21 protein-coding genes and 4 pseudogenes are annotated in these 25,145 nt (G+C 34.3%); 8 read left to right on the forward strand and 17 right to left on the reverse strand.

What is annotated here, in order from left to right:
• Positions 1 to 2: 2 nt before the first annotated feature.
• The 4 genes and pseudogenes from BSU00_RS03675 to BSU00_RS03690 form a co-directional block, all read right to left on the reverse strand.
• A complete protein-coding gene (locus BSU00_RS03675; RefSeq protein ID WP_105003160.1) occupies positions 3 to 845 on the reverse strand; it encodes an N-formylglutamate amidohydrolase in 843 nt (280 codons plus the stop codon).
• An 11-nt stretch (positions 846 to 856) separates the two neighbouring features.
• The gene (locus BSU00_RS03680) at positions 857 to 1,693 is read right to left on the reverse strand and encodes a sulfurtransferase (protein ID WP_105003161.1); all 837 of its coding nucleotides are present in this window, start codon (positions 1,691 to 1,693) and stop codon (positions 857 to 859) included.
• A pseudogene (gshB, locus tag BSU00_RS03685) lies at positions 1,683 to 2,713 on the reverse strand (glutathione synthase). Before gshB ends, BSU00_RS03680 begins: the two are co-directional and overlap by 11 nt.
• Before the next feature lie 42 nt (positions 2,714 to 2,755).
• Positions 2,756 to 4,081 (reverse strand): dicarboxylate/amino acid:cation symporter, encoded by a 1,326-nt coding sequence (locus BSU00_RS03690; RefSeq protein WP_105003162.1) that lies wholly within the window; start codon positions 4,079 to 4,081, stop codon positions 2,756 to 2,758.
• Positions 4,082 to 4,209: 128 nt separating this feature from the next.
• Here BSU00_RS03690 and BSU00_RS03695 point away from each other — a divergent pair, with 128 nt between their 5' ends.
• Positions 4,210 to 4,857 carry a DUF937 domain-containing protein gene (locus BSU00_RS03695; protein WP_105003163.1) on the forward strand — a complete coding sequence of 216 codons (648 nt, stop codon included), beginning with the start codon at positions 4,210 to 4,212 and terminating at the stop codon, positions 4,855 to 4,857.
• 73 nt (positions 4,858 to 4,930) lie between these two features.
• On the opposite strand, the gene fabG is transcribed toward BSU00_RS03695, so the two are convergent.
• The 8 genes and pseudogenes from fabG to BSU00_RS03735 form a co-directional block, all read right to left on the reverse strand.
• Positions 4,931 to 5,677 carry a 3-oxoacyl-[acyl-carrier-protein] reductase gene (gene fabG, locus BSU00_RS03700; RefSeq protein WP_105003164.1) on the reverse strand — a complete coding sequence of 249 codons (747 nt, stop codon included), beginning with the start codon at positions 5,675 to 5,677 and terminating at the stop codon, positions 4,931 to 4,933.
• 128 nt (positions 5,678 to 5,805) lie between these two features.
• Complete coding sequence (sucD, locus tag BSU00_RS03705) at positions 5,806 to 6,681, reverse strand: succinate--CoA ligase subunit alpha (protein ID WP_105003165.1); 876 nt, start codon at positions 6,679 to 6,681, stop codon at positions 5,806 to 5,808.
• A 71-nt stretch (positions 6,682 to 6,752) separates the two neighbouring features.
• Positions 6,753 to 7,673 carry a UDP-3-O-(3-hydroxymyristoyl)glucosamine N-acyltransferase gene (locus tag BSU00_RS03710; RefSeq protein ID WP_105003166.1) on the reverse strand — a complete coding sequence of 307 codons (921 nt, stop codon included), beginning with the start codon at positions 7,671 to 7,673 and terminating at the stop codon, positions 6,753 to 6,755.
• Positions 7,674 to 7,705: 32 nt separating this feature from the next.
• Positions 7,706 to 8,271 (reverse strand): annotated as a pseudogene (efp, locus tag BSU00_RS03715) (elongation factor P).
• 10 nt (positions 8,272 to 8,281) lie between these two features.
• Positions 8,282 to 9,066: pseudogene (lpxA, locus tag BSU00_RS03720) on the reverse strand (acyl-ACP--UDP-N-acetylglucosamine O-acyltransferase).
• 1 nt (position 9,067) lies between these two features.
• Entirely contained in the window at positions 9,068 to 10,459 is a 1,392-nt protein-coding gene (locus tag BSU00_RS03725) for a bifunctional UDP-3-O-[3-hydroxymyristoyl] N-acetylglucosamine deacetylase/3-hydroxyacyl-ACP dehydratase (RefSeq protein ID WP_105003167.1), read from the reverse strand.
• Position 10,460: 1 nt separating this feature from the next.
• Positions 10,461 to 11,492, reverse strand: coding sequence for a UDP-3-O-(3-hydroxymyristoyl)glucosamine N-acyltransferase (gene lpxD, locus BSU00_RS03730; RefSeq protein ID WP_105003168.1), 1,032 nt, complete (start codon positions 11,490 to 11,492; stop codon positions 10,461 to 10,463).
• Positions 11,493 to 11,559: 67 nt separating this feature from the next.
• Complete coding sequence (locus BSU00_RS03735; protein ID WP_105003169.1) at positions 11,560 to 12,786, reverse strand: HD domain-containing protein; 1,227 nt, start codon at positions 12,784 to 12,786, stop codon at positions 11,560 to 11,562.
• Between the two features lie 149 nt (positions 12,787 to 12,935).
• Here BSU00_RS03735 and BSU00_RS03740 point away from each other — a divergent pair, with 149 nt between their 5' ends.
• The 4 genes from BSU00_RS03740 (at position 12,936) to BSU00_RS03755 (ending at position 16,686) form a co-directional block, all read left to right on the forward strand.
• Positions 12,936 to 14,483 carry a bifunctional response regulator/alkaline phosphatase family protein gene (locus BSU00_RS03740; RefSeq protein ID WP_105003170.1) on the forward strand — a complete coding sequence of 516 codons (1,548 nt, stop codon included), beginning with the start codon at positions 12,936 to 12,938 and terminating at the stop codon, positions 14,481 to 14,483.
• Between the two features lie 101 nt (positions 14,484 to 14,584).
• Entirely contained in the window at positions 14,585 to 15,004 is a 420-nt protein-coding gene (tsaE, locus tag BSU00_RS03745) for a tRNA (adenosine(37)-N6)-threonylcarbamoyltransferase complex ATPase subunit type 1 TsaE (protein ID WP_105003171.1), read from the forward strand.
• Positions 15,004 to 16,203: an alanine dehydrogenase gene (locus BSU00_RS03750; protein WP_105003172.1), complete on the forward strand. Its 1,200-nt coding sequence runs from the start codon at positions 15,004 to 15,006 to the stop codon at positions 16,201 to 16,203. The genes tsaE and BSU00_RS03750 overlap by 1 nt, the downstream gene beginning before the upstream one ends.
• Positions 16,204 to 16,311: 108 nt before the next feature.
• On the forward strand, positions 16,312 to 16,686 hold the full coding sequence (locus BSU00_RS03755; protein WP_105003173.1) for a DUF4258 domain-containing protein: 375 nt from the start codon (positions 16,312 to 16,314) through the stop codon (positions 16,684 to 16,686).
• On the opposite strand, the pseudogene BSU00_RS03760 reads toward BSU00_RS03755, so the two are convergent.
• Together BSU00_RS03760 and dnaB are read right to left on the reverse strand one after the other, a co-directional pair.
• Positions 16,683 to 17,866 (reverse strand): annotated as a pseudogene (locus BSU00_RS03760) (asparagine synthetase B). The gene BSU00_RS03755 and the pseudogene BSU00_RS03760 sit on opposite strands and share 4 nt — an antisense overlap.
• Positions 17,867 to 18,008: 142 nt before the next feature.
• The gene (dnaB, locus tag BSU00_RS03765) at positions 18,009 to 19,535 is read right to left on the reverse strand and encodes a replicative DNA helicase (RefSeq protein WP_105003174.1); all 1,527 of its coding nucleotides are present in this window, start codon (positions 19,533 to 19,535) and stop codon (positions 18,009 to 18,011) included.
• Positions 19,536 to 19,661: 126 nt separating this feature from the next.
• On the opposite strand from dnaB, the gene BSU00_RS03770 reads away from it, so the two are divergent.
• The 3 genes from BSU00_RS03770 to pepT all read left to right on the forward strand — a co-directional run bounded on the left by BSU00_RS03770 (position 19,662) and on the right by pepT (position 22,646).
• Positions 19,662 to 20,723, forward strand: coding sequence for a DUF3810 domain-containing protein (locus BSU00_RS03770; protein WP_105003411.1), 1,062 nt, complete (start codon positions 19,662 to 19,664; stop codon positions 20,721 to 20,723).
• A gap of 9 nt (positions 20,724 to 20,732) precedes the next feature.
• Positions 20,733 to 21,305, forward strand: coding sequence for a hypothetical protein (locus BSU00_RS03775; RefSeq protein WP_105003175.1), 573 nt, complete (start codon positions 20,733 to 20,735; stop codon positions 21,303 to 21,305).
• 105 nt (positions 21,306 to 21,410) lie between these two features.
• Complete coding sequence (gene pepT / locus BSU00_RS03780; protein ID WP_105003176.1) at positions 21,411 to 22,646, forward strand: peptidase T; 1,236 nt, start codon at positions 21,411 to 21,413, stop codon at positions 22,644 to 22,646.
• A gap of 55 nt (positions 22,647 to 22,701) precedes the next feature.
• Here pepT and BSU00_RS03785 read toward each other — a convergent pair whose 3' ends face one another.
• From BSU00_RS03785 to BSU00_RS03795, 3 genes are read right to left on the reverse strand one after another with little or no spacing between them, the layout of a single operon-like run.
• Positions 22,702 to 23,754: a hypothetical protein gene (locus BSU00_RS03785; RefSeq protein ID WP_105003177.1), complete on the reverse strand. Its 1,053-nt coding sequence runs from the start codon at positions 23,752 to 23,754 to the stop codon at positions 22,702 to 22,704.
• 37 nt (positions 23,755 to 23,791) lie between these two features.
• Positions 23,792 to 24,550: a hypothetical protein gene (locus BSU00_RS03790; protein WP_105003178.1), complete on the reverse strand. Its 759-nt coding sequence runs from the start codon at positions 24,548 to 24,550 to the stop codon at positions 23,792 to 23,794.
• Positions 24,537 to 25,097, reverse strand: coding sequence for an RNA polymerase sigma factor (locus tag BSU00_RS03795; protein WP_105003179.1), 561 nt, complete (start codon positions 25,095 to 25,097; stop codon positions 24,537 to 24,539). Before BSU00_RS03795 ends, BSU00_RS03790 begins: the two co-directional genes overlap by 14 nt.
• Positions 25,098 to 25,145: the final 48 nt, after the last annotated feature.

A 25,145-nucleotide genomic window follows, 5' to 3' on the forward strand; every position in this document is an offset into this window, starting at 1 on the left:
AATTATTTTTCAATGTTGGGTCTGTGATGTGCATAAAAAGTATCCGCATGATGTTTAATTGCATGAGATAAATATTGTTCAATACTACTGGTCACCTCCGGAAATATAACTCGTGATAATTCATCACAGTAAATTTTAGCCACTTCGGTGGCTAGTACTAAGGTATTGTTGAAATTACTAGTAATAAACTTTAAAAAATATCCATTTCCATAAAACGTATCATTTATTTTTGCTGTAGATTTTATAGCATTCGGAAGTGGAGTTTTTTCTAATGCAGATCGCCATGCTTCAATTATATTTTTATACCGGTCTTTGTCAATATTTTTAGTCCCTATATTCCATGTTGGAACCTCTCTTCCCCATCTTTTCCAGTTATAAGAATGCATATCATAAACAACACAAGTACCAAATTTTTTCTCGAGAGTTTCCAGCAGTGTATGTACTACTTTATAGAAGTTATTGTGCTTGATTAAACTAGAGTTAATCTCATTTTCTGACAAATTAGACTTCCATAATGATTTTCCCCATGCATCCGTATAGATTGCGGAATCTGGCGATCGATTTAAATCGTATTCAAAACGTGAGTCTAAACCACCTATTACAATTGGATGCCCTCCAATCATTTGTTTCGTAGCAGGATCTTCCTCGTACCATCGTTCATAGTCAGTATGCAAACAATTATCCCATAAATCCTTTCTAAATTGGTGTCCGTCGTGAATAGCAGCACAGACATATGGAACATATTTTTCAATTTTTAAGGTAAACGAATAATCTTCGGAGACTGCCTCAAAAATCTCTTGATTTTGAATTTTTAAAAGAATTCCTGCAATATCTAACCGCTTCATAAAATTAATTTTTAGCTTTCAATAGGTAAGTCTTTGTTACTTGCCCATTCCGTCCAAGAGCCGTCGTAAACACTATAATTTTCTATTCCTACGACTGAGGCTCCCAATGCAAGAATACAGGCAGTAATTCCAGAGCCACAGGAGAAAATGACTGGCTCTGAGGGAGAAGAATAATTAGAAAAAAGTGTTTGTAATTCTACCTCCGTTTTCATTTTACCGTTTACAAGTAGTTCTGTGTATGGAAGGTTTATAGAAGTTGGAATATGACCACCTCTAAGACCGGGTCTTGGCTCGGGTATAGTAGCATTAAATCTGCCTTCTGCTCTCGCATCCAAAATATTCTTTCCTTTCTTAATAGCCTCTAAAACATTGTTGGTGTTTGAAATTTTATTCGAATCAATGCTAATTTTGAAATTCCCTTTCAAATACGAATTAATTAACGTGCTAACTTCTGGAAAAAATAATTTTTGCCAAGCCAGAAATCCCCCATCTAAAACAGCTATATTTTTAAAACCAAAAACTTGAAACATCCACCATACTCTTGGAGAAGCATAAATACCATCATTCTCATAGACAATAATGCAACTATCTTGATTGATACCTAGTTTCTGAACCTCCCTTTGGAATTGTATAGAGGATGGTATTGTATTTGGAAATGGAGCATTATTGTTTGAGAAAACATTTTTTACGTCAAAAATACGTGAATTAGGAATATAACTTTCTTTATGATTAGTATCACTTGTGCCAACCTTTTGCAGTACCGCCTTTAAAACTATTAAATTAGAGGCATCTATATTTTGTCTTAAAAATTCTGCATCTACTAGTGGTTTAGTAACATTAAGCTTCATCTACTTTTCGCTTTAAATCTGTCATTCTTCTAAAAGCTGCATTTTTTTCAAGGACTTTACTTTCTAAAAAATCAATAACTTTTTCTTGGAGTTTCGTTTTGGAAACCTTGTTGATGTAGGTTATACCACCAGGACTCATTACATTTACCTCTACTAATTTACCTCCAATGACATCAATGCCTACAAAATATAAACCATCCTTTACCAACTTAGGGCCAATCTTTTTACACAATAATTTTTCAGCGGTGGTTAATTTGTGTCTTTCAACCCTGCCTCCTGCTGTAATATTACTCCTGTGATCTTGCTCACCAGGAATTCGTTTCATTGCTCCTATTGGTAAACCGTTCAACAATAAAATTCGTACATCGCCTTTCTCTGCCCCTTCAATATATTCCTGTAAAATTACATAATCTGAGGAGCCATCACTTTTTTCAATATAAAAATCTAGTAAGGAATTAATGTTACTCATTGCAGATTTTTCTATTAAAATTACCCCGGAACCTCCGTAACCATTTAACGGTTTCAAAATCATTTTATCTGAGTTTGACTCCTTTATTGTATCGATTAAATATTTTTTGTTTTTAGACACATGCGTTATTGGAATAATTTCATTATTTGGGTCCTCGAATACTGCGGTATAAAGTTTATTGTTTGCCTCACGCATTCCTTGAACTGAATTTATAATAAAGACATCATCTTTTACAGAATCAAGAAAGTTTAACATTAAGGGGTCTAAAGGTGGATTTCCACGCATGAAAATAGCATCAAAACCAGCCAAGGGAAGCATTTCTTCTCGAAGTGTGGTTTTTTATAAAAAGATTTTATACTAGAAGGAACTCTTTCAAGACGATTTAAAATAGAACAAAATGCATTTGTAACACTATTTCTAATAGTTAAATTAGAAGGTGTACAAATGGCAACACCATGCCCGCGTTTGGCACATTCATGAATAAGTGTTAGGGTTGAGTCTTTTTCTGGAATTATTTCCTCCCATGGGTACATTAAAAAACAAATATTCATAGTTATATTTTAGTAATTACAATATAAATTTAAATAAAAAAATCATCTTACCTCTTCTAAATTATCATTCCAGTTTTTAGGTTTTGGCGTGCCTAATTTCCCTACAGATTTGGCGACTAAAGTGGATACCGTAGCATCTCCTGTCACATTGATAACTGTTCTACACATATCTAAAGGCCTATCTACCGCAAAAATTAAGGCTAGTCCAATGGCGAGTTTATCGGAAGGAAAACCGACTGCCTCCAAAACTATGACTAACATAACCATACCTGCACCAGGGACTGCAGCAGAACCAATAGAGGCCAATAAAGCGGTTAAAATAATAGTTAATTGATCCCCAAAAGTCAGATCAAAACTCAAAGCTTGTGCTATAAAAACAGCCGCTACTCCTTGATACAAACTCGTTCCGTCCATATTAATAGTAGCCCCTACAGGCAAAACAAAACTAGAAACCTCTTTATCCACACCAACATGCTCTTCTACGCGTTCCATGGTTACGGGTAAAGTGGCAGCACTAGAACTAGTAGAAAATGCTAACAATTGTGCAGGACTAATCTGCTTGAGAAACCAAATAGGATTCTTTTTGGTAAAAACACTTACTAAAATCATATAGAATACAATTAGTAATAATAATCCACCAATAACTGTAGAGGCATATTTTAACAAAGCCAATAATAAGTCAGGATCATTGGAAGATACAACAACGTTAGCCAACAAAGCGAAAACAGCATAAGGAGCGGATAACATAATTAGATCAACCATTTTTAAAATAACCTCATTAAGAGAATCAAAAAAATCTTTTAATGGCTTTGATTTTTTCTCTCCAACCAATAGCATGGAAATACCAAGGAAAATAGTAAAGAAAATAACTTGAAGCATAGACTTGTTGCTTCCCATTGCTTTAATGGCATTATTTGGAACCATATCTACCAAAAACTGTAAGGGAGCACTAGACTGCTGTTTGTTTGCTTCGGCTAATTTCGCCTGAACGCCGCCACTATTTGCATACGTTTCTGTTAATCTTGTTATTGTTTCTTCAGAAATTCCTTTACCAGGTTGCACAACATTTACTAAAAAAAGTCCTATGGTAATTGCAACGACTGTAGTTCCCACGTAAATAACAATAGTGCGCAGTCCTATGTTCCTGAATTTTGAAATATTTTTTAAATCGGAGATTCCTTTTACCAAAGATGCAACAATTAAAGGAACCGCAATTAGTTTTAATAGTTTAACAAAAATGGTTCCAAAAGGTTTAATCCAATCTAAAACAAAGGTAGAACCACCCTCTAGAAATGTCATTCCTAAACCAAAAATAATACCAGCAACCATACCGATAAGTATTTGCCAATGCAACGCTAATTTTTTCATATATATTGTTATCGTTTCAAAAGCATAAATGTATTAATAATAATTAAAATATTTTGGTTAAAATTTCGTAATTTAGGCAGGCTTTTAAAAAAGCTTACATGTAAAAAAATAAAAAAAATTTAAAAAAAATGGCAGGAATTCTAGACTTATTAACTAGCAACATGGGAAAATCGATTATTTCCGGTGTGGCAGGATCAACAGGACAATCGACAGATATTACCAATAATGTATTAACTATGGCAATGCCTGTCTTGACAAAAGCAATGCAAAGAAATGCAGCATCTCCTTCCGGTGCAGAAAGCCTAATGGGAGCTCTTTCAAACAAGCATAATGGTGGAATTTTAGATAACCTAGGAGACTTATTTGAGGGCGGTGTTAATGAAGAGGTATTACAAGACGGAGGTAAAATATTAAATCATGTTTTAGGTAGCAAACAACAAGGTGTGGAGCAAATTATTGGACAAAAAGCAGGGATTGATGCTGGTTCTGTTACTACTATTTTACAAACTGCAGCACCGCTATTAATGGGGATGCTTGGAAAACAAACAAGAGATCAAGGAATAAGTAATTCCGGTGATTTAACCAATATGCTTGGTGGATTACTAGGTGGTAACTCTACACAAAATGAACAGAACTTTTTAGACCAAATCTTAGATGCTGATGGAGATGGCAGTGTTATTGATGACGTTGCCGGAATGGTACTTGGAGGATCACAGAAAGGGGCCTCAGGTGGTCTATTAGGAGGATTGCTCGGCGGCCTATTTGGTAAGAAATAAAAAGAAAAGTCTTTAAATAAAAAAGAAGCTGCAATGCAGCTTCTTTTTTGTTCTATCGATACAATTCGCTAGTTTATGTTAGCATTCCTCCATCTACAGAAAGTGTTTGTCCGGTTATATATGCACTCATATCTGACGCCAAAAAGACGCAAGCGTTTGCGATGTCTTTAGGGCTTCCGCCTCTTTTTAGGGGAATTTCGTTGCGCCACCCCTCCACTACTTTTTCATCGAGTTTAGCCGTCATTTCAGTTTCTATAAATCCAGGTGCAACCACGTTACTTCTAATATTTCTAGAACCTAATTCTAAGGCCACAGATTTAGAAAAACCTAAAATACCTGCTTTGGATGCAGCATAATTTGCTTGACCTGCATTACCTTTTAACCCTACCACAGAACTCATATTAATAATAGATCCTGCTCTTTGTTTCATCATAGGACGAATAACAGCTTTCGTCAAGTTGAAAACCGATTTTAAATTCACTTGAATAACTTTATCAAAATCATCTTCTGAAATACGCATCAATAAGTTATCTTTTGTAATACCTGCATTATTTACGAGAATATCTATAGTTCCAAATTCTTCTAAGACAGATTTTGCCAAATCTTGAGCAGCATCAAATTCTGCAGCATTCGATTGGTATCCTTTTGCTTTAACGCCTAAGTTGTTTAATTCATTTTCAAGAGATTTCGCAGCCTCTACAGATGAACTATACGTAAAAGCTACATTACAGCCTTGCGCTGCAAACTCTACTGCAATTCCTCTTCCGATTCCTCTGGTAGCACCGGTAATAATTGCTGTTTTATTTTCTAAAAGTTTCATGTTTTAGTTGTTTTAACCTTAAGCAAATATACTATTAATGTAGATGTGGTAAAACTTCAACTTAAAAATTAATTCACAAAAAAGCGCTGTAGTAATTACAACGCTTTTTTTATGTTATTTGTTAAATATTAAGACAATACTTTGGCTACCATTTCTCCAATTTTTGCAGGAGATTCTACAACATGTACACCATTTTCTGCTAATATTTTCATCTTAGCTTGCGCCGTATCGTCTGCTCCGCCAACAATCGCTCCAGCGTGTCCCATGGTTCTCCCTGCCGGTGCAGTTTGTCCTGCTATAAAACCAACTACTGGCTTTCGATTACCATCGGCTTTAATCCACCTTGCTGCTTCTGCCTCGAGATTTCCTCCAATTTCACCAATCATAACGATAGCCTCAGTTTCATCATCATTCATTAACAATTCAACAGCTTCTTTCGTAGTAGTTCCAATGATTGGATCTCCACCAATACCAATGGCTGTTGTAATTCCGTATCCTTGTTTAACAACTTGATCAGCTGCTTCGTAAGTTAAAGTACCTGATTTTGATACAATTCCGACTTTACCTTTCTTAAATATAAATCCTGGCATAATTCCTACCTTGGCTTCATCAGGAGTAATAACTCCAGGACAATTAGGACCTACTAACGTACAATTATCTTTGGCATCAATATATGCTTTAACCTTAACCATATCTGCTGTAGGAATACCTTCCGTAATACAAATTATAACCTTGATACCTGCTTCTGCTGATTCCATAATTGCATCCGCAGCAAAAGCTGGTGGTACAAAAATTATAGAAGTATCAGCTCCTGCTTTTTGAACTGCTTCGTCTACAGAATTAAATACTGGTTTCCCTAAATGTTCTTGGCCTCCTTTTCCTGGAGTTACACCTCCAACAATATTGGTACCGTATTCGATCATTTGGCCTGCGTGAAATGTACCTTCACCACCAGTAAAACCTTGTACTATAATTTTTGAATCTTTATTTACTAAAACACTCATTGGTTTGCTTTTTTATTTTTAAGATGGAACAAAAATAATCTTTTAATTGTGTTTGTACAATTAATTTTAAGTTACTTTTTATCCAACTTTGTTATGTTTTTTAAATGTATTACTTCCCTCAGTTTTTGTCTGTATTCAATGGCAGGAGTTCCAAAATAAATGCCTTTTTCAACAGAACGTGTTACTCCAGCTTGCCCCATTAAAACAGCTCCTTTTTTTACCGTAACGTCACTATTAATGCCTACCTGACCCCATATGGTAACTTCATCTTCTATAATGGTACAACCCGCAATTCCTGTTTGGGCTGCGATGAGACATTTTTTTCCAATAACAGTGTCGTGTCCAACATGCACTTGATTGTCTAATTTGGATCCAGCACCTATAATAGTAGCTCCTGAAACACCTCTATCGATCGTGCATGAAGCACCAAGATCTACATTATCTTCAATAATCACCATCCCGCCAGAAAGTAATCGATCAAAGCCTTCAGCTCTATTTTTATAGTAAAAGGCATCTGTTCCAAGTACCGTATTGGCATGTATAATTACATTATTACCGATACGACAATTATTGTGAATCACCACATTTGGATGGATAACACAATGATTTCCTATATGAACGTTTTCCCCAATAAAAACATTAGGTTGTATAACAGTATCTTCTCCGATTAAAGCCCTCGATGAAATAGTTTCCTCCGCGGGTGTAAAAGGATTAAATTTTTGTGTTAATGCATTGAAATCTCTAAAAGGATCTTCTGAAATTAATAATGATTTTCCCTCCGGACACGCTACTCTTTTGTTAATTAAAATGGTAGTAGCATTTGATTGTAAGGCTTTATCATAGTATTTTGGATGATCAACAAAAACAATATCTCCTTTTTCAACAACATGAATTTCATTCATGCCAAGTATTGGAAAACTTGGCTCTCCAACATAATCTACATGTAAAAATGTAGCTATTTCTTCCAGAGTATGTGGTTTATCAAATTTCATAATAAATTCCTACTTAGGGTAAATTACTGAATTTAACCCTTAATACGCTCTGAATAAGCGCCTTTATCCGTATCTATTTTGATTTTGTCTCCTTCATTGATAAACAAAGGAACATTAATACGTGCTCCGGTTTCAACGGTCGCTGGTTTTGTTGCATTGGTGGCGGTATTGCTTTAACACCCGGTTCTGTGTGTGTTACCTCTAAAATAACGTGTGAGGGCATTTCTACAGATAAAGGAGAGGCATCCTCAGTGTTGATTAATACCGTTACAATTTCTCCTTCTTTCATTAAATCGGGAGCATCTAAAACAGATTTTTGAAGTGTAATCTGATTGTAATCTTCGGTATTCATAAAATGAAAATCTTCACCTTCTGCATACAGAAATTGAAATTTATGTGTTTCTACACGAACATCTTCAATTTTATGTCCTGCAGAAAAGGTATTGTCAATTACTTTCCCTGTGGTAACACTTTTTAGTTTTGTACGAACAAAAGCAGGACCCTTTCCTGGTTTAACGTGTAAAAACTCTATGATTTTGAAAATATCATGATTGTATCTTATACACAATCCCTTTTTTATATCTGATGTATTCGCCATAATTATACGTTTAATTTGCTTTAAAATATCCTTTCATAATTCCCCTATGAGAGTCTTTTACAAATTGTAAAATCTCATCTCTCTCTGGGGTTGCCTCCATTTCGGCTTCAATAATTTCTATTGCCTGTGTATTATTGTAGTTCTTTTGGTATAAAATTCTAAATATATTCTGAATCTCTCTAATTTTTTCAGTAGTGAACCCTCTTCTTCGAAGTCCTACAGATTTATTCCCACATATGACAATGGCTCTCTTGCTGCTTTGACAAAAGGTGGTACATCTTTTCTTACTAAAGATCCTCCGGTTACAAAAGCATGCTTCCCCACAGAGACAAACTGATGTACTGCAACCATACCTGCTAAAACCACATCATCGCCAATAGTTACATGACCTGCCAAAGTAGTATTATTGGAAAAAATACAATTATTTCCAACGATACAATCATGCGCCACATGACTGTATGCCATTATCAAACAATTGTCACCTATCACTGTTCTCATCCTATCGGAAGTACCTCTATTTATTGTTACACATTCACGGATAGTAACATTATTTCCGATTAATACTGTAGTTTCTTCATCGTTAAACTTTAAATCTTGCGGGATAGCAGATATAACAGCACCAGGAAATATACGACAATTTTCGCCTATTCTTGCCCCTTCCATGATGGTCACATTAGATCCAATCCAAGTACCTTTACCTATTTCAACATTTGCGTGTATGGTAGTAAAAGGTTCAATTACCACATTTCGTGCTATTTTTGCTTGTGGATGAACATATGCTAAAGGTTGATTCATATTATTTTACTTTTGAAATTTGGGCCATTAATTCTGCCTCACAGACTAGTTTGCCATTGGCATATGCATATGCTTGCATATGACATATACCTCTTCGTATCGGTGTAATTAATTCCGCCTTGAAAATTAGGGTATCTCCTGGTAGAACTTTTTGTTTAAATTTAACATTATCCATCTTCATGAAATAGGTTAAATAATTTTCAGGGTCCGGAACCGTACTAAGTACTAATATACCTCCACACTGCGCCATAGCTTCCACTTGCAAAACGCCAGGCATAACAGGAGCGCCTGGAAAATGACCTACGAAAAAATCTTCATTCATGGTCACGTTTTTCATCCCAACCACGTGTTTATCGCTTAGTTCAAGTACTCTATCTACTAGCAAAAAAGGTGGTCGATGTGGAAGAATATTCATGATTTGATGAATATCCAATAAAGGTTGTTGGTTTAAATCGTAAGTAGGAACGTTATTCCTTTTTTCTTGCTTTATTATTTTTGCCAATTTTTTAGCAAATAAAGAATTCACTAAATGGCCGGGTTTATTGGCAATTACTTTTCCTTTAATTCGCGTTCCCACCAAAGCCAAGTCACCAATTACGTCTAGCAATTTGTGTCGTGCTGCCTCATTAGCCCAATGTAAGGTTAAATTATCTAAAATACCATTAGGCTTCACCGCAATATTATCTTTTTTAAACGCTTTTTTTAGCTTCGTCATCGTATCGCTAGATAATTCCTTATCCACATATACTATGGCATTATTTAGATCGCCTCCTTTGATCAGATCGTTTTCTAAAAGCATTTCTATTTCATGCAAAAAACTAAATGTTCTCGCTGCTGCAATTTCTTCCTTAAAGTCAGTAATTGTATTTAAGGTTGCGTTTTGAGTTCCTAAGATTTTAGTTCCAAAATCAACCATAGTAGTTACTTGGTATTCTTCTGCAGGCATCAAAATAATTTCACTACCTGTAGCTTCATCTTTGTAGGATATTATCTCTTTTACTTCGTAAACTTCAGCAACTGCATCTTGTTCGGTAACACCTGCTTCTTCTAATGCCTCAATAAAAAATTTAGAAGAGCCATCCATAATAGGAGGCTCAGAGGCATCTATTTCGATTATTAAATTATCAATTCCTAGGCCAACAGCTGCGGCAAGAACGTGTTCCGAAGTATTAATTTGAACTCCGTTTTTTTCTAAATTTGTACCTCGTTGTGTTGTGGTAACATACTCTGCTTTAGCCTGAATGGTAGGCTTTCCTTCTAAATCGACTCTAACAAATGAAAACCCATTGTTTACAGGAGCTGGTTTAAAATGCATTGTTACTTTATTACCGGTGTGTAAACCAACACCAGATAATGTTGTTTCTTTTTGAATGGTTGTTTGTTTTTGACTCATTTTATTTTGTTTGAGTATTCAAATCTTTTTCAATTTTATGTATACTTTTTGCTAGATCGGGCAATTTTTTGAAATAAACGTATGATTTATTGTAGTCGTTGTAGCCAAAAGCTGGAGATCCTTGCACTACTTCATCGTCCTTTAAACTCCTACCGATGCCAGATTGAGCTTGTATTTTAACATTGTTACCAATGGTTATGTGCCCTACGATTCCTACCTGCCCGCCAATCATACAATTTTCTCCTATCTTTGTAGAACCTGCGATTCCTGTCTGCGAAGCAATTACAGTATGTTTACCTATTTCAACATTGTGGGCTATTTGAATTTGGTTATCCAACTTTACCCCTTCTCTAATTATGGTTGAACCCAGTGTGGCTCTATCTATAGTTGAATTAGATCCGATATCTACATTGTTTTCAATTATCACATTTCCTATTTGTGGAACAGCCTTGTACTCCCCTTTTTCATTTGGAACAAAACCGAAACCATCGGAACCAATAATGCATCCTGAATGTATTTTGCAATTGCTTCCTATTTGTGACTCTGAATATATTTTAACACCCGAGTAAAGGATACAATTGTCTCCAATAGTCACATTATCTCCGATGTAAGTACTTGGAAAAATTTTAACATTTTTTCCGATAGTTACATTTTCACCGATGTAGGCATAGGCACCTATGTACTCTTCCTCTCCAATACTTGCAGATGCTGCAATGTGATGCGGTGTTTCTCTACCTAACTTATTGTTTTTAACTTGGTTGTAAAATTCCAATAATTTCGAAAAAGCCTTGTAGGCATCCTTAACTTTAATAAGTGTAGTAGCAACCTCTTTTTCTGGTTGAAAATCCTTATTGACTATAGTTATAGAAGCTTGGGTAGTATATAAAAAAGATTGGTATTTAGAATTGGATAAAAAGGTTAACGAACCCGATTCACCTTCCTCGATTTTTGATAATTTAGACACTTCAACTTCAGGATTTCCCAAAATTTCTCCATCTAAGATTTCAGCGATTTGTTTTGCTTTAAATTTCATTATTCGCAAAAGTAATTATTTTTGTTTAATTACGTTTTATATCCTAATTGTTTTTGGGATAATCCCTTTAGAACTTATCTTTTGGATAACACAAAAAATACTTAACAACTGGTTGTGCTAGTGCCTTTACATTTAATTGATCCGAAGCAGTTGCAATATCAATTAATGCCTCCTTTTTTGTATAAATTTTTATGGGCTTACTGGTGTGATAGGCCTGGTTTTGTATGGTGTTATTAAAGACAAAATAAGAAAGTTCTTCCTCGGATAAGTGTAGTTTATTCTGAACATTTTTTTGAATACCTGTAATATAATCTTTTGAAAACGGTGTATCTTGTATTTCAATTCTTAACAATTTTCTATCTATTAACATGTTAGATAATTTAGACAGGATAAAATCTTCATGATCTGTCCATCCTTTAATCGCCATTAACACATCGTAATCGTCTAGCTTGGAAAATTTGTGTAATATTTCATCAGAGAAATTCTCCGGAGTTATTGGGTGGTATAAAAAGTACTGAAGAGCTTTGCTTGCACTTACTGTTACACCTCTCGAGGCTAGAAACTTGGCTCTTTTTAATACCGAAACTAAAATGTTTTCAGCAACTAATCCTGTTTTGTGTAAATATACTTGCCAATACATTAACCTTCGAGCAATAATAAATTTTTCTACCGAATAAATACCCTTTTGCTCTATAACCAGCTCATCATTCACTACATTCATCATTGCTATGAGTCTATCGGAAGAAATATTTCCTTCTGCAACACCAGTATAAAAACTATCTCTTTTTAAATAGTCCAAGCGATCTATGTCTAGCTGACTAGTTATTAACTGATTTAAAAATCTCCTGTGGTATTTACCCTCAAAAACTTCTATAGCTAACGTTAACTGTCCTGCAAACTCTTCATTGAGTGCTTTCATGAAAAGCAGAGAAATTTCTTCGTGTGAAATTCCGCTTACAATACTGTGTTCTAAAGCATGCGAATAGGCACCATGCCCTATGTCGTGCAATAAAATTGCGATGTACAAAGCATTGGATTCCTCCTCTGAAATTAACACATTTTTAGACCGTAAAACCTGAACGGCTTTTTGCATTAGATGTAAACACCCAATTGCATGGTGAAATCTTGTATGATTTGCCCCCGGGTACACTAAATTAGACATGCCCATCTGGGTTACTCTACGAAGCCTTTGAAAATACGGATGTTCGATAATATCGAAAATTAAAGTATTTGGAATTGCTATGAATCCATAAATTGGATCATTTAAAATTTTTAATTTATTGGTTTTCTCCATGGTTTGCGTATGGGTCTATGGCAATATAAAACAAAAGATTCATATAATTTTTAGGGAAAAGAATTTACCGTTAATTATTTAACGTATTTTTAGCTATGCTTTAAACAACAAATTTAAAAACTAACGTTAGTTTTAAAGAAAACGAAATTATGCAAAATATAGATATACTTTGGGTTGATGATGAAATAGATTTACTAAAACCACATATTATTTTCTTAGAACAAAAAAAGTACAAAGTTACCACCTCGAATAATGGCACAGACGCCATTGAATTGGTACATGAAAACAACTTTGATATTGTATTCTTAGATGAAAATATGCCAGGGATATCTGGATTAGAAACCCTATCTGAAATAAAAAAAATAAACACCAATTTACCCGTGGTTATGATTACCAAGAGTGAGGAAGAATTTATAATGGAAGAGGCCATTGGTGCAAAAATTGCAGATTATCTCATAAAACCAGTAAATCCAAATCAAATTTTATTGAGCCTTAAGAAAAACTTAGATACCTCTCGTCTTATATCGGAAAAAACTACCGCGAATTACCAACAAGAGTTCAGAAAAATTGCAATGGATTTAGCAATGGTAAACACCTATGAAGACTGGATCGATATCTACAAAAATTTGATCCATTGGGAGTTAGAATTGGAGAATATAAACGATACAGGAATGCTAGAAATTCTAGAATCTCAAAAAACAGAGGCAAATTCTCAGTTTTTTAAATTCATTAAAAAAAATTATCAAGATTGGCTTACTGCTAGAGATAAACCTACCTTTTCGCATACGTTATTCAAAGATTACATCGTACCAAATATCGATACCGAAAACGGTACCTTATGGGTAGTAATTGATAACTTGAGATACGATCAATACCGTGTGTTAGAACCAGTGTTAAATACTTATTACAAAAAACAAGAAGAACTCTCTTACTTGAGTATACTTCCAACAGCGACACAATATGCTCGAAATGCAATATTTTCTGGATTAATGCCTTCTGAGATGGAAAAAATGCATCCAAATTTCTGGAAAAACGATACCGATGAAGGTGGTAAAAACTTGTTTGAATCTGGATTTTTAAGTGCACAAATAAAGCGTTTGGGGATGCAGATAAATCATAAATACTACAAGATAACTTCCCTTAAAAACGGCAAGGATTTGGCTGATAATTACAATGCTACCAAACAAAATGATCTAACCGTTATAGTGTATAATTTTGTAGATATGATTTCTCACGCAAAAACAGAAATGGAAGTAATCAAAGAACTTGCAAGTGATGATAAAGCTTACCGATCACTTACCGTTAGTTGGTTTAAAAATTCTCCCTTGTATGAAATTATTCAGAAGGCACAAAAATTAGGGCAAAAACTTATTCTTACCACAGACCACGGTACTATAAACGCCAAGACGCCCACAAAAGTCATTGGTGATAAAAATATCAGTGCAAATTTAAGGTATAAGACTGGAAGAAGTTTAACTTATGAAGAAAAAGATGTTTTTGCCATCCGAAAACCAAAAGACATCTTTTTGCCTTCCATTTCCATAAACAGCCCTTTTATTTTTGCTAAGGAAGATTTATTTTTTGCCTACCCTAACAACTACAATCACTTTGTCAAGTACTATAAAAACACCTATCAGCATGGAGGTGTTTCTTTAGAAGAAATGATTATTCCCTGCGCTATTTATAGCCCAAAATAATATTGTTGGTATAAAACTTACCTATCTTTATAACGTTATTAAAAAAGTTTTCGTGAAAGTAATTTTCAAAAAAATAAGAAAGTTACTTATTTTTGTACTCTATGAATAAAAACTATTCTCTAGAATTACTTTCCGACATTGCTAAAGAAATAATACAAGAATCTGAGAGCAAGATACTACTGTTTTATGGTGAAATGGGAGCTGGTAAAACTACGCTAGTAAAGGAGATTTGTAAAGTTCTAAATTGTATAGATACTGCTAGTTCTCCTACTTTTTCTTTAGTTAATGAATACAAAACTACGGATAACGAATCCGTGTATCACTTTGATTTTTATAGAATTGAAGATGAAGAGGAAGCCCTAGACATAGGAATAGAGGATTATTTATACAGCGATAACTGGTGTCTTATTGAGTGGCCTGATAATGTTAAAAATTTATTACCTTTAGGTGCGACTCGTTTAGAAATTTCTATTTTAGATAGCAGTACGCGAAATATTCAATTAAATCAAATCCATTCCTAATGAGCTCTATATCCTCTCCTTTTACTAAAGAACAATTAATTCCGCAACCGGAAATGCTTGAAATCAAAAAGCAAAGAGGAGAACTTTTTATAGGAATTCCGAAAGAAACTCATTTTGAAGAAAAGAGAATTAGTTTAACTCCTGATACTGTCTCAGCGTTAGTAGCGCATGGGCATAGAATAGTGGTTGAAACGGGAGCTGGCGAGGGTGCAAAGTATAGCGACAAGGAATATTCGGATGCAGGTGCTAAAATTTCTTATGATGTAAAAGAAGCATTTGCATGTACTATTGTTTTGAAAGTAGAACCACCCTCATTAGATGAAATAAAAATGCTTTCTCCACAAGCCGTTTTAATTTCAGCACTACAGTTAAAGACGCAAGAAAAGAAATACTTTGAAGCATTAGCAAAAAAGAGGATCACTGCAATTGCTTTTGATTATATTAAAGACGAGCACGGTGTTTACCCTATAGTAAAATCTTTAAGTGAAATTGCAGGAATTGCCTCGATGCAAATTGCTGCAGAACTAATGACTACTGCAAATAAAGGTAATGGCCTACTTTTAGGAAATATTGGAGGAGTACCTCCTAGTGATATCGTAATTATAGGTGCAGGAACGGTTGGTGAATTTGCTGCTAAAACAGCGGTTGGCATTGGTGCTAGAGTTAAAATATTTGATAATTCTATAACTAGATTACGAAAACTTCAAAACCATATTCACGCACCAATATACACATCCACCATACAACCAAAAACACTAGCAAAAGCACTGAGGAGATGTGATGTGGCGATCGGAGCACTTCGTGGCGTGGATAGATCTCCTGTAGTGGTAACCAAAGGTATGATTGAACAAATGAAAGACGGTGCAATTATCGTAGATGTAGGTATCGACAGAGGAGGTTGCTTTGAAACTTCTAAGGTAACTACACATAGCTGCCCTACATTTACTCATAATGGGGTTATTCACTATTGCGTTCCTAATATTCCATCGCGATATGCAAGAACCGCATCCTTTGCTATCAGTAATATTTTCACACCGTATTTATTAGATATAGCAGAAGAAGGAGGGTTTGAAAACGCAGCTCGCTTTGATAAAAGCTTAAGAAATGGCATGTATTTTTACCATGGAATTCTTACGAATAAAACGGTAGCAGATTGGTTTGATCTGCCGTATCGCGACATAAATTTATTATTTCTTTAAAAGATAATCTGCCCATACAACTAAAACTTACGAAACTATTATTTTAAATAGTACTTATATAACTTTAACACTGTTTTATTTTTATTTTTGTAACACTAAAGCTTTATTATGGGATTACTAAAACGTTTTGGATATTATTTAATTGGGCTAGCGCTCGGCAGTGTTGCTGTGCTTTACTTTTGGAAGAACAAAAATGTTTCTTTTGATTATGGTATGGACGCCAGAACCTTAAAAACAATTCGAATAAAGAAAAGAGTATACTCTAAAGAAGCCATGAAATTTATGCACTTAAATAAATTAGACTCTTCACATATTAACAGCATATTAAAACGTGGAGATGTCGATTTTGGTAAAAGCAAACCAAGGCTCAAACCTTGTGCAGAATATTATGTAACAGGAAATGACTCCCTTTCTAGCATTAGTCTTTACATTATACGATGTGATTCCTTGGCAACTGTTGAGAAAATAACGAGAATAAATTAAGTTTTTTGTTTTTTCTTTTTTGCAGCAGGAAATAATACGTTGTTTAAGATTAATCGATATCCCGGAGAAGTTGGATGTAGGTCTAATTCTGTTTTCGGGTCTCCTACCCGATGTTGGTAATCTTCTGGGTCATGCCCTCCGTAAAATGTAAACATTCCCTTACCTTTTGTACCGTGTATATATCGCGCCTCGCCATTGATTTTACTGTCTCCTAATATCATAACAGTCGACTTAATAGTATTTTTCGCAAAAGAGGTAGTTTGCCCCATAAAACCCTTTACGAGTTGCGTATGATTTTGTGTAAGCATCGTTGGAACTTGATCCCATTTAGCTGAGAACTCCTTTAACGAAAAATAATCTGTTTCTTTATTAATTTTTCGCTTTCGTGTCATGTCAATAGACGAAAATTCATAAACCACCGGATTTCGTATTAATTCAAAATCTTTAAAAGCGAAGGTTTTGTTAAAATCAATTTTAGATTGGTAATTTGGCTCCGATGGATCTCCGTCGAACATAGTTTCGCATATGTCTATGCCATCGGCTGCTAAAGCGATGTCGAAACTATCTGTTGCAGAACACATAGCAAACATAAAACCGCCTCCTATTACATAATCGCGAATCTTTCTAGCTACCGCACCTTTTTCGGTAGCTACTTTGTTATACCCAAGTTCCTTTGCTAAGGCCTCTGCTTCTTTTTTTGTTGAATGTACCAGGGTGCAGTTCGGTAATGCCCATAAAATCTTCCGTATTGTCCGGTAAAATCTTCGTGGTGCAAGTGCAACCACTCATAAAGTAATAACTCATCATTTAATACTTCCTTATCGTAAACAACATCAAAGGGAATTTCGGCATAGGTCAATACCATAGTAACCGCATCGTCCCAAGGCATTTTATCTTTGGGAGAATATACCGCAATTTTGGGTGCCTTTTCTAAAACTATAGCTTCTTGATTTTTAGATGGTGCGGAAATAGATTCTAATATTATTTGCGCTTTTACCTCTGAAATTATTTGATAGGAAACGCCACGAATTTTACATTCTTGTTCGATGGCTTCATTATTTTCCAATAAAAATGCACCGCCATCATAATTTAATAGCCATTTTGACTTCAATCCATTTTCTAGGGCAAAATAAACAATACCATAGGCTTTTAAATGGTTTTGTTGATTGTCATGACTCATGGGGATGTACAAAAAACTAGCCCATAAGGAATTAGAAACTAAGAAAAAAAGAAATATATAAATGAATTTATTCATAATGCATTTATAAAAGTACACAATTGAACCAAGTAATCCTTCTAATTACAATTTATTTTATAAACATTTAAAATGGAACGTCATCCATTCCGTTGGTCTCAGAAGTTCCGAAAGCATCTTCAGGAGAAGGAAAATTACTAGATGTTATTTCATCGTTAAACCCCTGATTCATACTCGACTGAAATTCACTACTAAAACTCTCTTCCAAATCAGAAAATTTAGCTAGGTGTCCGGTAAACTTTAAACGAATATTATCTAAACCTCCATTCCTGTGTTTTGCTACAATAAATTCTCCCTGCCCTTCACATGGTGTGTGATCGTCATCGTCCCATTCCGTCATACCGTAATACTCTGGTCGGAATATAAACGATACAATATCTGCATCCTGCTCAATTGCACCTGATTCACGAAGATCGGATAGTAATGGACGTTTACTCCCTCCTCTTGTTTCTACAGAACGAGAAAGCTGAGAAAGTGCAATAACAGGAATATTTAATTCCTTTCCTAAAGCTTTTAAATTTCGTGAAATGGTAGAAATTTCTTGTTCCCGATTGCCACCTGTTCCACCAGCTGTCATTAATTGCAAATAGTCAATCACTAATATTTTCACATCGTGTTGCGAAACTAATCTTCTTGCTTTTGCTCTTAAATCAAATATAGAAAGGGCTGGAGTATCATCGATAAAGATTGGAGCATCGGATAATTTTTTAACTTTCACGTTTAACTGCTCCCATTCATGCGGTTCTAAGTTACCTTTTCTCAATTTCTCGGAGGTTAGTCCTGTTTCCGAAGAAATCATTCTGGTTATTAGCTGCACAGAAGACATTTCTAAGGAAAATATTGCAACTGCATGGTTAAAATCAATAGCCATATTCTTTGCCATTGAAATCACAAATGCTGTTTTACCCATACCCGGACGGGCTGCAATAATAATTAAATCGGAAGGCTGCCAACCAGAGGTTAAAGCATCTAATTTAGAAAATCCTGTCGCCAATCCAGACATCCCTTCTTTGGTAGATATTTCTTGAATTTTAGTAATCGATTGCTGCACTAAAGAATCTGCTTTCTCTGCTCCTTTTTTAAGGTTTCCCTGGGTTACCTCAAAAAGTTTACTTTCTGCATCATCCAATAGGTCGAAAACGTCAATAGTTTCATCATAGGCATTTTCAATAATTTCAGAGGAAATGGTAATTAAAGTTCGTTGAATGTATTTCTCTAAAATAATCCTAGAATGGAACTCAATGTGTGCAGAGGAAGCTACTTTCTGTGTTAGTCCTATTAAATAAAAATCACCTCCCACAATATCTAACTTGCCTTCTTTTTTTAACTGATTCGATACCGACAATAAATCTATGGGTTCTGAATTCTGAAAAAGAGAATAAATAGCATGGTATATTTCTTGATGTCTTTTATCATAAAAAGCTTCAGGATGCAATATGTCAATCACTGTATCGATCCCCTTTTTATCTATCATCATTGCCCCTAAAACAGCTTCTTCAAGATCTAAAGCTTGGGGTGGTAATTTCCCTTTTTCTAGGTTTATAATTCTTGCCTTGTCTATCTTAGCACCTCTAACTGATTGTAGTTTTCCCATAGAACAAAAGTAAATTTTTAAGATGAAATTTTTAGTTTGAAAGACAACTTTTCTTTTTGAACAAATTTAACAACTAAATTGTTATTAACTTGTTAATAACCATCGATGTTTCTTATTTTTGAGGTAATGAATAGTTTTAAAAGAAATCTCCTGATAGCACTTTTGTTGCCCATTCAAATTCTAATCGTAAGATGTATAGGAACAAAAACTGCGTGGATTGAACACTATTACAGCAATGGTATTTACATTCCAATTTCAAAGACACTTCGATTTCTATTTGGTTGGATTCCTTTCTCCGTAGGAGATGTTTTGGGGCTTATATTATTATTTCTACTTCTTAAAAATATATGCAATTTAATAGCATCACGTTTTAAAAATATACTTCCAAAGACAATAAATTTCATTGCTGTATTATCTCTGTTACATTTTGTTTTTTACTTGTTTTGGGGCTTAAACTACTTTCGAGAACCGTTGTATAAAAGTCTAGAATTCTCTAAAAGTAAATATAGTACTGAACAATTATTTAAGGTTACGAAAAAGATTGCAACAAATTTTAATGAAGTACATCAAGAAATTACCAATAACGATTCTGTAGCAGTAAAAATTCCGATCTCTAGAAATTTGATTTATAAATTGGCTCCTCAAGGATTTGAAAACTTGGTAAAAATATACCCCCAACTTAGCTATTCTAATCCTTCGGTAAAAAGTTCTCTCGTAAGTCTTTTCCAATCCTATAATGGTACATCGGGTTATTTTAACCCCATTAGTGGAGAGGCACAAGTGAACCATCAAATTCCAATAACAAGTTATCCTGCTACTACCTGTCATGAAATCGCTCATCAAATTGGGTGGGCTGCGGAGAATGAAGCAAATTTCATAGGATTTTTAGCGTGTATCCACCACGACAATTTGTATTTTAAATACGCAGGGTATCGAATGGCTTTTCAGTATTGTATTGGTGAATTGCAAAAAAGAGATGCAAACTTGGCTACACAAATAAAGCGCCAGATAAACAGGGGAATATTCAAAGACTACAAAAATACCTACTCGCATTGGAAAAAATACGAGAATCCAATTGAACCTTATATAAAAAAGGGATATAATTCTTATCTAAAGGCCAATAACCAATCCAAGGGAATTAAATCTTATAATTATGTAGTAGATTTATTAATAGCCTACTACAACTAAACCATTTTTATGAAATATTTACTTGTACCATTTCTAGTTTTATTTTTAATATCCTGTACAAATGAGAAGCAACTAAAACTTCAAAATGATTTTGAATGCAATACAAACATAGTGCTTTGTAATCTTGAAAAGACAACCGATTACAAAGACTATTTTACGCTACATTTACCAAAAAAATGGAAAGTGAATTTATATTTTGATAATGGGCAAAGTTCTATATATGCAGCAGATACTACAGTAAATTTATCCAAATCAACCTTGATAGACGCCGCAGTCGTATATGCACCTATTGCGATAGACAGTACTTTTAAAAGTACCATAACCAATGACAACTCCTTTTTTGGTCTAAAAGAGTTACAAACGGATGAATTACAATACTTAAAAAAAAATTCGTATTACAGTCTAGCTAAAGGTGTAAAAGGTAAATTCAACTATCATATACTCAATGTGTTTACACCTTTAAATTCCGAAAAATTCCTAAGAATAAAAACTGAAATCTACGGAGATAGCCTTGTGGAGGAAAGACTTTGTTTCGCCACAGCCTTACTTAACAAGGTAGAATTACTTAAGTTTAACGAGTAACTAAACTATGTGATTTGGTAGCTTTTTTCTAATTTAGAATACCATGAGAATATAAGTTTTAAATTCCATTAGGTATGTGTATTTTTGAACTTTAAACTTACAGGTATGAATACAGAACACATAATAAACCGTTTTATAAAATATGTAACCGTAGACACAGAAAGTGACCCCAACAACCCAAACTTTCCGAGTTCAGAAAACCAATGGGATTTAGCCAGAATTTTAGAAAAAGAACTTAAAGAAATTGGTATGGAAGATGTCGAACTAGATGAAAACTGTTATATAATGGCTACCCTTCCAAGTACTATTAGTCATGAAGTTCCTACGATTGGGTTTGTAGCACACATGGATACCAGCCCAGATTTTACAGGGGCCAATGTAAAGCCACAAATTCATAAAAATTACGACGGAAAGGATATTGTCTTAAACAAAGAAGAAAATATTGTCTTGTCTCCAAATTATTTTGAAGATCTATTACAATACAAAGGACAAACTATCATAACCACCGATGGAACAACACTTTTAGGTGCAGATGACAAAGCCGGGGTAACAGAGATTGTCTCTGCTATGGAATATTTGATACAGCATCCTGAAATTAAACACGGTAAAATTCGTATTTGCTTTACTCCTGATGAAGAGGTAGGAAAAGGCGCCCATAAATTTGACGTTGCAAAGTTTGGGGCAGATTGGGCATATACCATGGATGGAAGTCAAATAGGTGAATTAGAATACGAAAACTTTAATGCTGCTGGTGCCAAAGTAACTATTAACGGTAAGATAGTACACCCTGGTTATGCTAAAGGAAAGATGATAAATTCGATGACTATAGCGAGTGAATTTATAAATGCATTACCAAAAAATGAAGTTCCTGAAAAGACAACAGGATACGAAGGGTTCTACCATTTGCATGACCTGCAAGGTTCGGTTGAAAAAACAACGTTACAATATATCATTAGAGATCATGATATGAATCTATTTAACGAAAGAAAAGACAAGTTTGCTGCCATTGCTAAACGCATTAATGACTCGTATGAGAAAGAGATTATAGAAGTGGAAATTAAAGACCAATATTTCAACATGAAAGAAAAAGTAACTCCGGTAATGCATATTGTAGATATAGCTGAGGAGGTTATGATAGAAATGGGCATTACACCTTTAATAAAACCAATTCGTGGAGGAACAGATGGTTCGCAACTTTCTTTTATGGGCCTACCGTGTCCTAATATATTTGCTGGTGGCCATAATTTTCATGGAAGATATGAATATGTTCCAGCAGAAAGTATGGTAAAGGCTAGCAAGGTAATTGTTGGTATTGCTCAAAAAGTAGCTACAAAATTTTAATAAAGTAAATTAGTACACTCTAAATTTACATTAGAGTGTACTTAACTAGTTTGAATTAATTAATGTCCCATCGAATTCCTAAGGATAAATTACGAGTTTCAGAATTTCTAAATAATTTATTTAAATCATATTTTACGTAAAACCCTAATCCACGATAGGCAGCATAAGTACTTAAACCATAGTTTAGCGTATTCATGTTAAAATCGGCCTTTTGAAGTTCTTCTACAGCAAATGCTTGATCCGATTCATATTCTAAATATTGTCTAGTACCCAATTTAAATCCCCAAAACCCACCAAAACCGAGACGCCATGAGCGATGTGTTCTGTCATAAACTTCTCCATTGCTATTTGAGTTCTTGGAAAAATCAAATTCTACATGCATTGGAAATAGCATTTGTACATGTCTTAATCTACTTTCTTCCAGTGGTAAAGGATACTTTTCTAAAACAGTTTGATCTTCATAAGATACGTGGTACTGGTTGTTTTTTGGTCTTAAGTTATTCCAAAGAAAAGAAATCCCATATTTGAAATATGTTGCAGAGGGTCTTTTAGAAAAACGTGTTTTGAATGTAAATCCGACCTCATAAAAATGAGATTGCCAAAATTTATAAGCACTAGTATTTAACGATTCTATATCATTATCCATTAAAACGTTATTTAATCCCATCGCCAAAACAAATTGTGTTGTTGTTCGTTTATCGTGATGTATTCTATTTTTTTTCTTTCTATTTCCTTCGAAAATGGTGATATCGCTATCAAAAATTTGAACTTTAAAGGCATCCGGTTCCTCACTGATGATTTTACCATCCATTTTATCTTGCACCAACTGTTGCAACTTATCTTGCTCCTTACTTACTTTAATTTCTATTTGTTTTGCATGATAACTAGCAATTTCCATTTTTAATGCATCCGCTTGTGTTACATTAATTTGCTTAGATTGCAGTTTTAAATCGATTTCTTTAATGGCAATTTTTAAAGAATCTTTATGAGCAATAGTAATTTGATCAATTTCATTAGAAATTTTAGAAACCTCGTCTTCAAAGTTTTTTTGTTGTGAAAATAGCGCAGTTGTACTCAACAACACTAGTATTAGTAGTATCCTCGTCATAATAATTTAATTTAATTTTTTGTGTTTTTAGGTTGGATTATTTGTTTCTTTCTGCTATTGCAATTGCGATATCCGAGATTTTTAGTTTAACAGTGTGCATAAAATTTCCTTCTAACGTTTCTTGTAAGATGTCATTCTCCACCGCTGCCAAAATAAGTTCAGGTGAAATAGTCAAATTTGCTTTATCTAGTTCAACGCGAATTGAGTCCATTAAAACTTCTCTATTGAGTTTATGCGCGGTATAATAAGCCATCACCTCTTCTCTATCATGGGTTACCGCGAATAATAAAGCTTTTGGATCTACCTGTATAGAGTTCTTATTTTCTTTTGTTTCTAATGTTTCTATAGGAGTTGGTATGACTTCTTTATTGGGTTTTATAGAAGACGAGGCCAAATTCTCTGTAGGTAAATTAGATGGCAACGTCTCTTCAAGAATAGTTTTTGGAATAATATTGGATTTGTTTGCTAAGGCTATCGATTTTACTGGCTCGGTTTTAGATGGTTTAACTATTATTTCCTTTTCGATAGTAACGTCGGAGGTGTCTTTTTTACTAATTGTAGTTTCTGCGATTTTAGAAGGCACTCTATGGATATTTAAAGTGTAAAAATATATAGATAACCCCGCAAGAACTAGTATGCTCGCTGCAGCATAATACTGCAGCTTAGTTCGTGTTACTTTTACCTTTTTCTTTTCCTCTAATTGTACCGCTATACGATCCCAAGAAGAGTTTGATGGCTTAATCTCTCTTGTTGCTAATGCCTCTCTTATTATCGAATCAATATTATCTTCCTTCATGTTCCAACTGGTTTAATTTAGTATATTTTTTTTGTAACCATTTTCTTGCCTTAAACAACTGAGACTTAGACGTGCTCTCTGAAATTTGTAGTCTTTTAGCTATTTCAGCATGTTTATACCCTTCTATAGCATATAAATTAAAAACTAATTTATATCCATCAGGTAGGGTATCAATCAGAGCTTGGATATCTGCAACGTGTGTGTTCTCCATATTGTAAGTTGCTAATTCTCCAAAAGCATAATCGTCATCGGTAAACTCAAACACTACCTTTTTTCTCAGGTAGGTTAAACAAGTATTTACCATAATTCTACGAATCCATCCTTCAAAACTTCCTGTTCTTCGAAAGGTATGCAGATTTAGAAATACTTTTAAAAATCCAGCGGACATCATGTCCTCTGCATGAAAATCATCCTTTACATATTGCCTACAAACTCCCAGCATTTTTGGAGAATACAAATCAAAAATTTCTCTTTGAGCCTCTCTGTCCTGCTGCATCGATTTATCTATTAATTTTAAAAGATGGTTATGTAGTTCTATTACTTTCAATCTATCCTTTATTAAGGTTGTTCAAATATATAGACTAATTCATCACTA

It is taken from the genome of Tenacibaculum sp. SG-28, from assembly GCF_002954385.1.
Lineage (GTDB): Bacteria > Bacteroidota > Bacteroidia > Flavobacteriales > Flavobacteriaceae > Polaribacter.

What these genes read in the sequence shown, in the direction of transcription:
- BSU00_RS03710 (WP_105003166.1), bottom strand. Translation starts at nt 7,673, where the DNA reads ATGAAATTTGATAAACCACATACTCTGGAAGAAATAGCTACATTTTTA.
- BSU00_RS03695 (WP_105003163.1), top strand. Translation starts at nt 4,210, where the DNA reads ATGGCAGGAATTCTAGACTTATTAACTAGCAACATGGGAAAATCGATT.
- BSU00_RS03740 (WP_105003170.1), top strand. Translation starts at nt 12,936, where the DNA reads ATGCAAAATATAGATATACTTTGGGTTGATGATGAAATAGATTTACTA.
- fabG (WP_105003164.1), bottom strand. Translation starts at nt 5,677, where the DNA reads ATGAAACTTTTAGAAAATAAAACAGCAATTATTACCGGTGCTACCAGA.
- dnaB (WP_105003174.1), bottom strand. Translation starts at nt 19,535, where the DNA reads ATGGGAAAACTACAATCAGTTAGAGGTGCTAAGATAGACAAGGCAAGA.
- BSU00_RS03725 (WP_105003167.1), bottom strand. Translation starts at nt 10,459, where the DNA reads ATGAGTCAAAAACAAACAACCATTCAAAAAGAAACAACATTATCTGGT.
- BSU00_RS03770 (WP_105003411.1), top strand. Translation starts at nt 19,662, where the DNA reads ATGAATAGTTTTAAAAGAAATCTCCTGATAGCACTTTTGTTGCCCATT.
- BSU00_RS03755 (WP_105003173.1), top strand. Translation starts at nt 16,312, where the DNA reads ATGGGATTACTAAAACGTTTTGGATATTATTTAATTGGGCTAGCGCTC.
- BSU00_RS03690 (WP_105003162.1), bottom strand. Translation starts at nt 4,081, where the DNA reads ATGAAAAAATTAGCGTTGCATTGGCAAATACTTATCGGTATGGTTGCT.
- BSU00_RS03680 (WP_105003161.1), bottom strand. Translation starts at nt 1,693, where the DNA reads ATGAAGCTTAATGTTACTAAACCACTAGTAGATGCAGAATTTTTAAGA.
- BSU00_RS03775 (WP_105003175.1), top strand. Translation starts at nt 20,733, where the DNA reads ATGAAATATTTACTTGTACCATTTCTAGTTTTATTTTTAATATCCTGT.
- BSU00_RS03675 (WP_105003160.1), bottom strand. Translation starts at nt 845, where the DNA reads ATGAAGCGGTTAGATATTGCAGGAATTCTTTTAAAAATTCAAAATCAA.
- BSU00_RS03735 (WP_105003169.1), bottom strand. Translation starts at nt 12,786, where the DNA reads ATGGAGAAAACCAATAAATTAAAAATTTTAAATGATCCAATTTATGGA.
- sucD (WP_105003165.1), bottom strand. Translation starts at nt 6,681, where the DNA reads ATGAGTGTTTTAGTAAATAAAGATTCAAAAATTATAGTACAAGGTTTT.
- pepT (WP_105003176.1), top strand. Translation starts at nt 21,411, where the DNA reads ATGAATACAGAACACATAATAAACCGTTTTATAAAATATGTAACCGTA.
- BSU00_RS03750 (WP_105003172.1), top strand. Translation starts at nt 15,004, where the DNA reads ATGAGCTCTATATCCTCTCCTTTTACTAAAGAACAATTAATTCCGCAA.
- tsaE (WP_105003171.1), top strand. Translation starts at nt 14,585, where the DNA reads ATGAATAAAAACTATTCTCTAGAATTACTTTCCGACATTGCTAAAGAA.
- BSU00_RS03790 (WP_105003178.1), bottom strand. Translation starts at nt 24,550, where the DNA reads ATGAAGGAAGATAATATTGATTCGATAATAAGAGAGGCATTAGCAACA.
- lpxD (WP_105003168.1), bottom strand. Translation starts at nt 11,492, where the DNA reads ATGAAATTTAAAGCAAAACAAATCGCTGAAATCTTAGATGGAGAAATT.
- BSU00_RS03785 (WP_105003177.1), bottom strand. Translation starts at nt 23,754, where the DNA reads ATGACGAGGATACTACTAATACTAGTGTTGTTGAGTACAACTGCGCTA.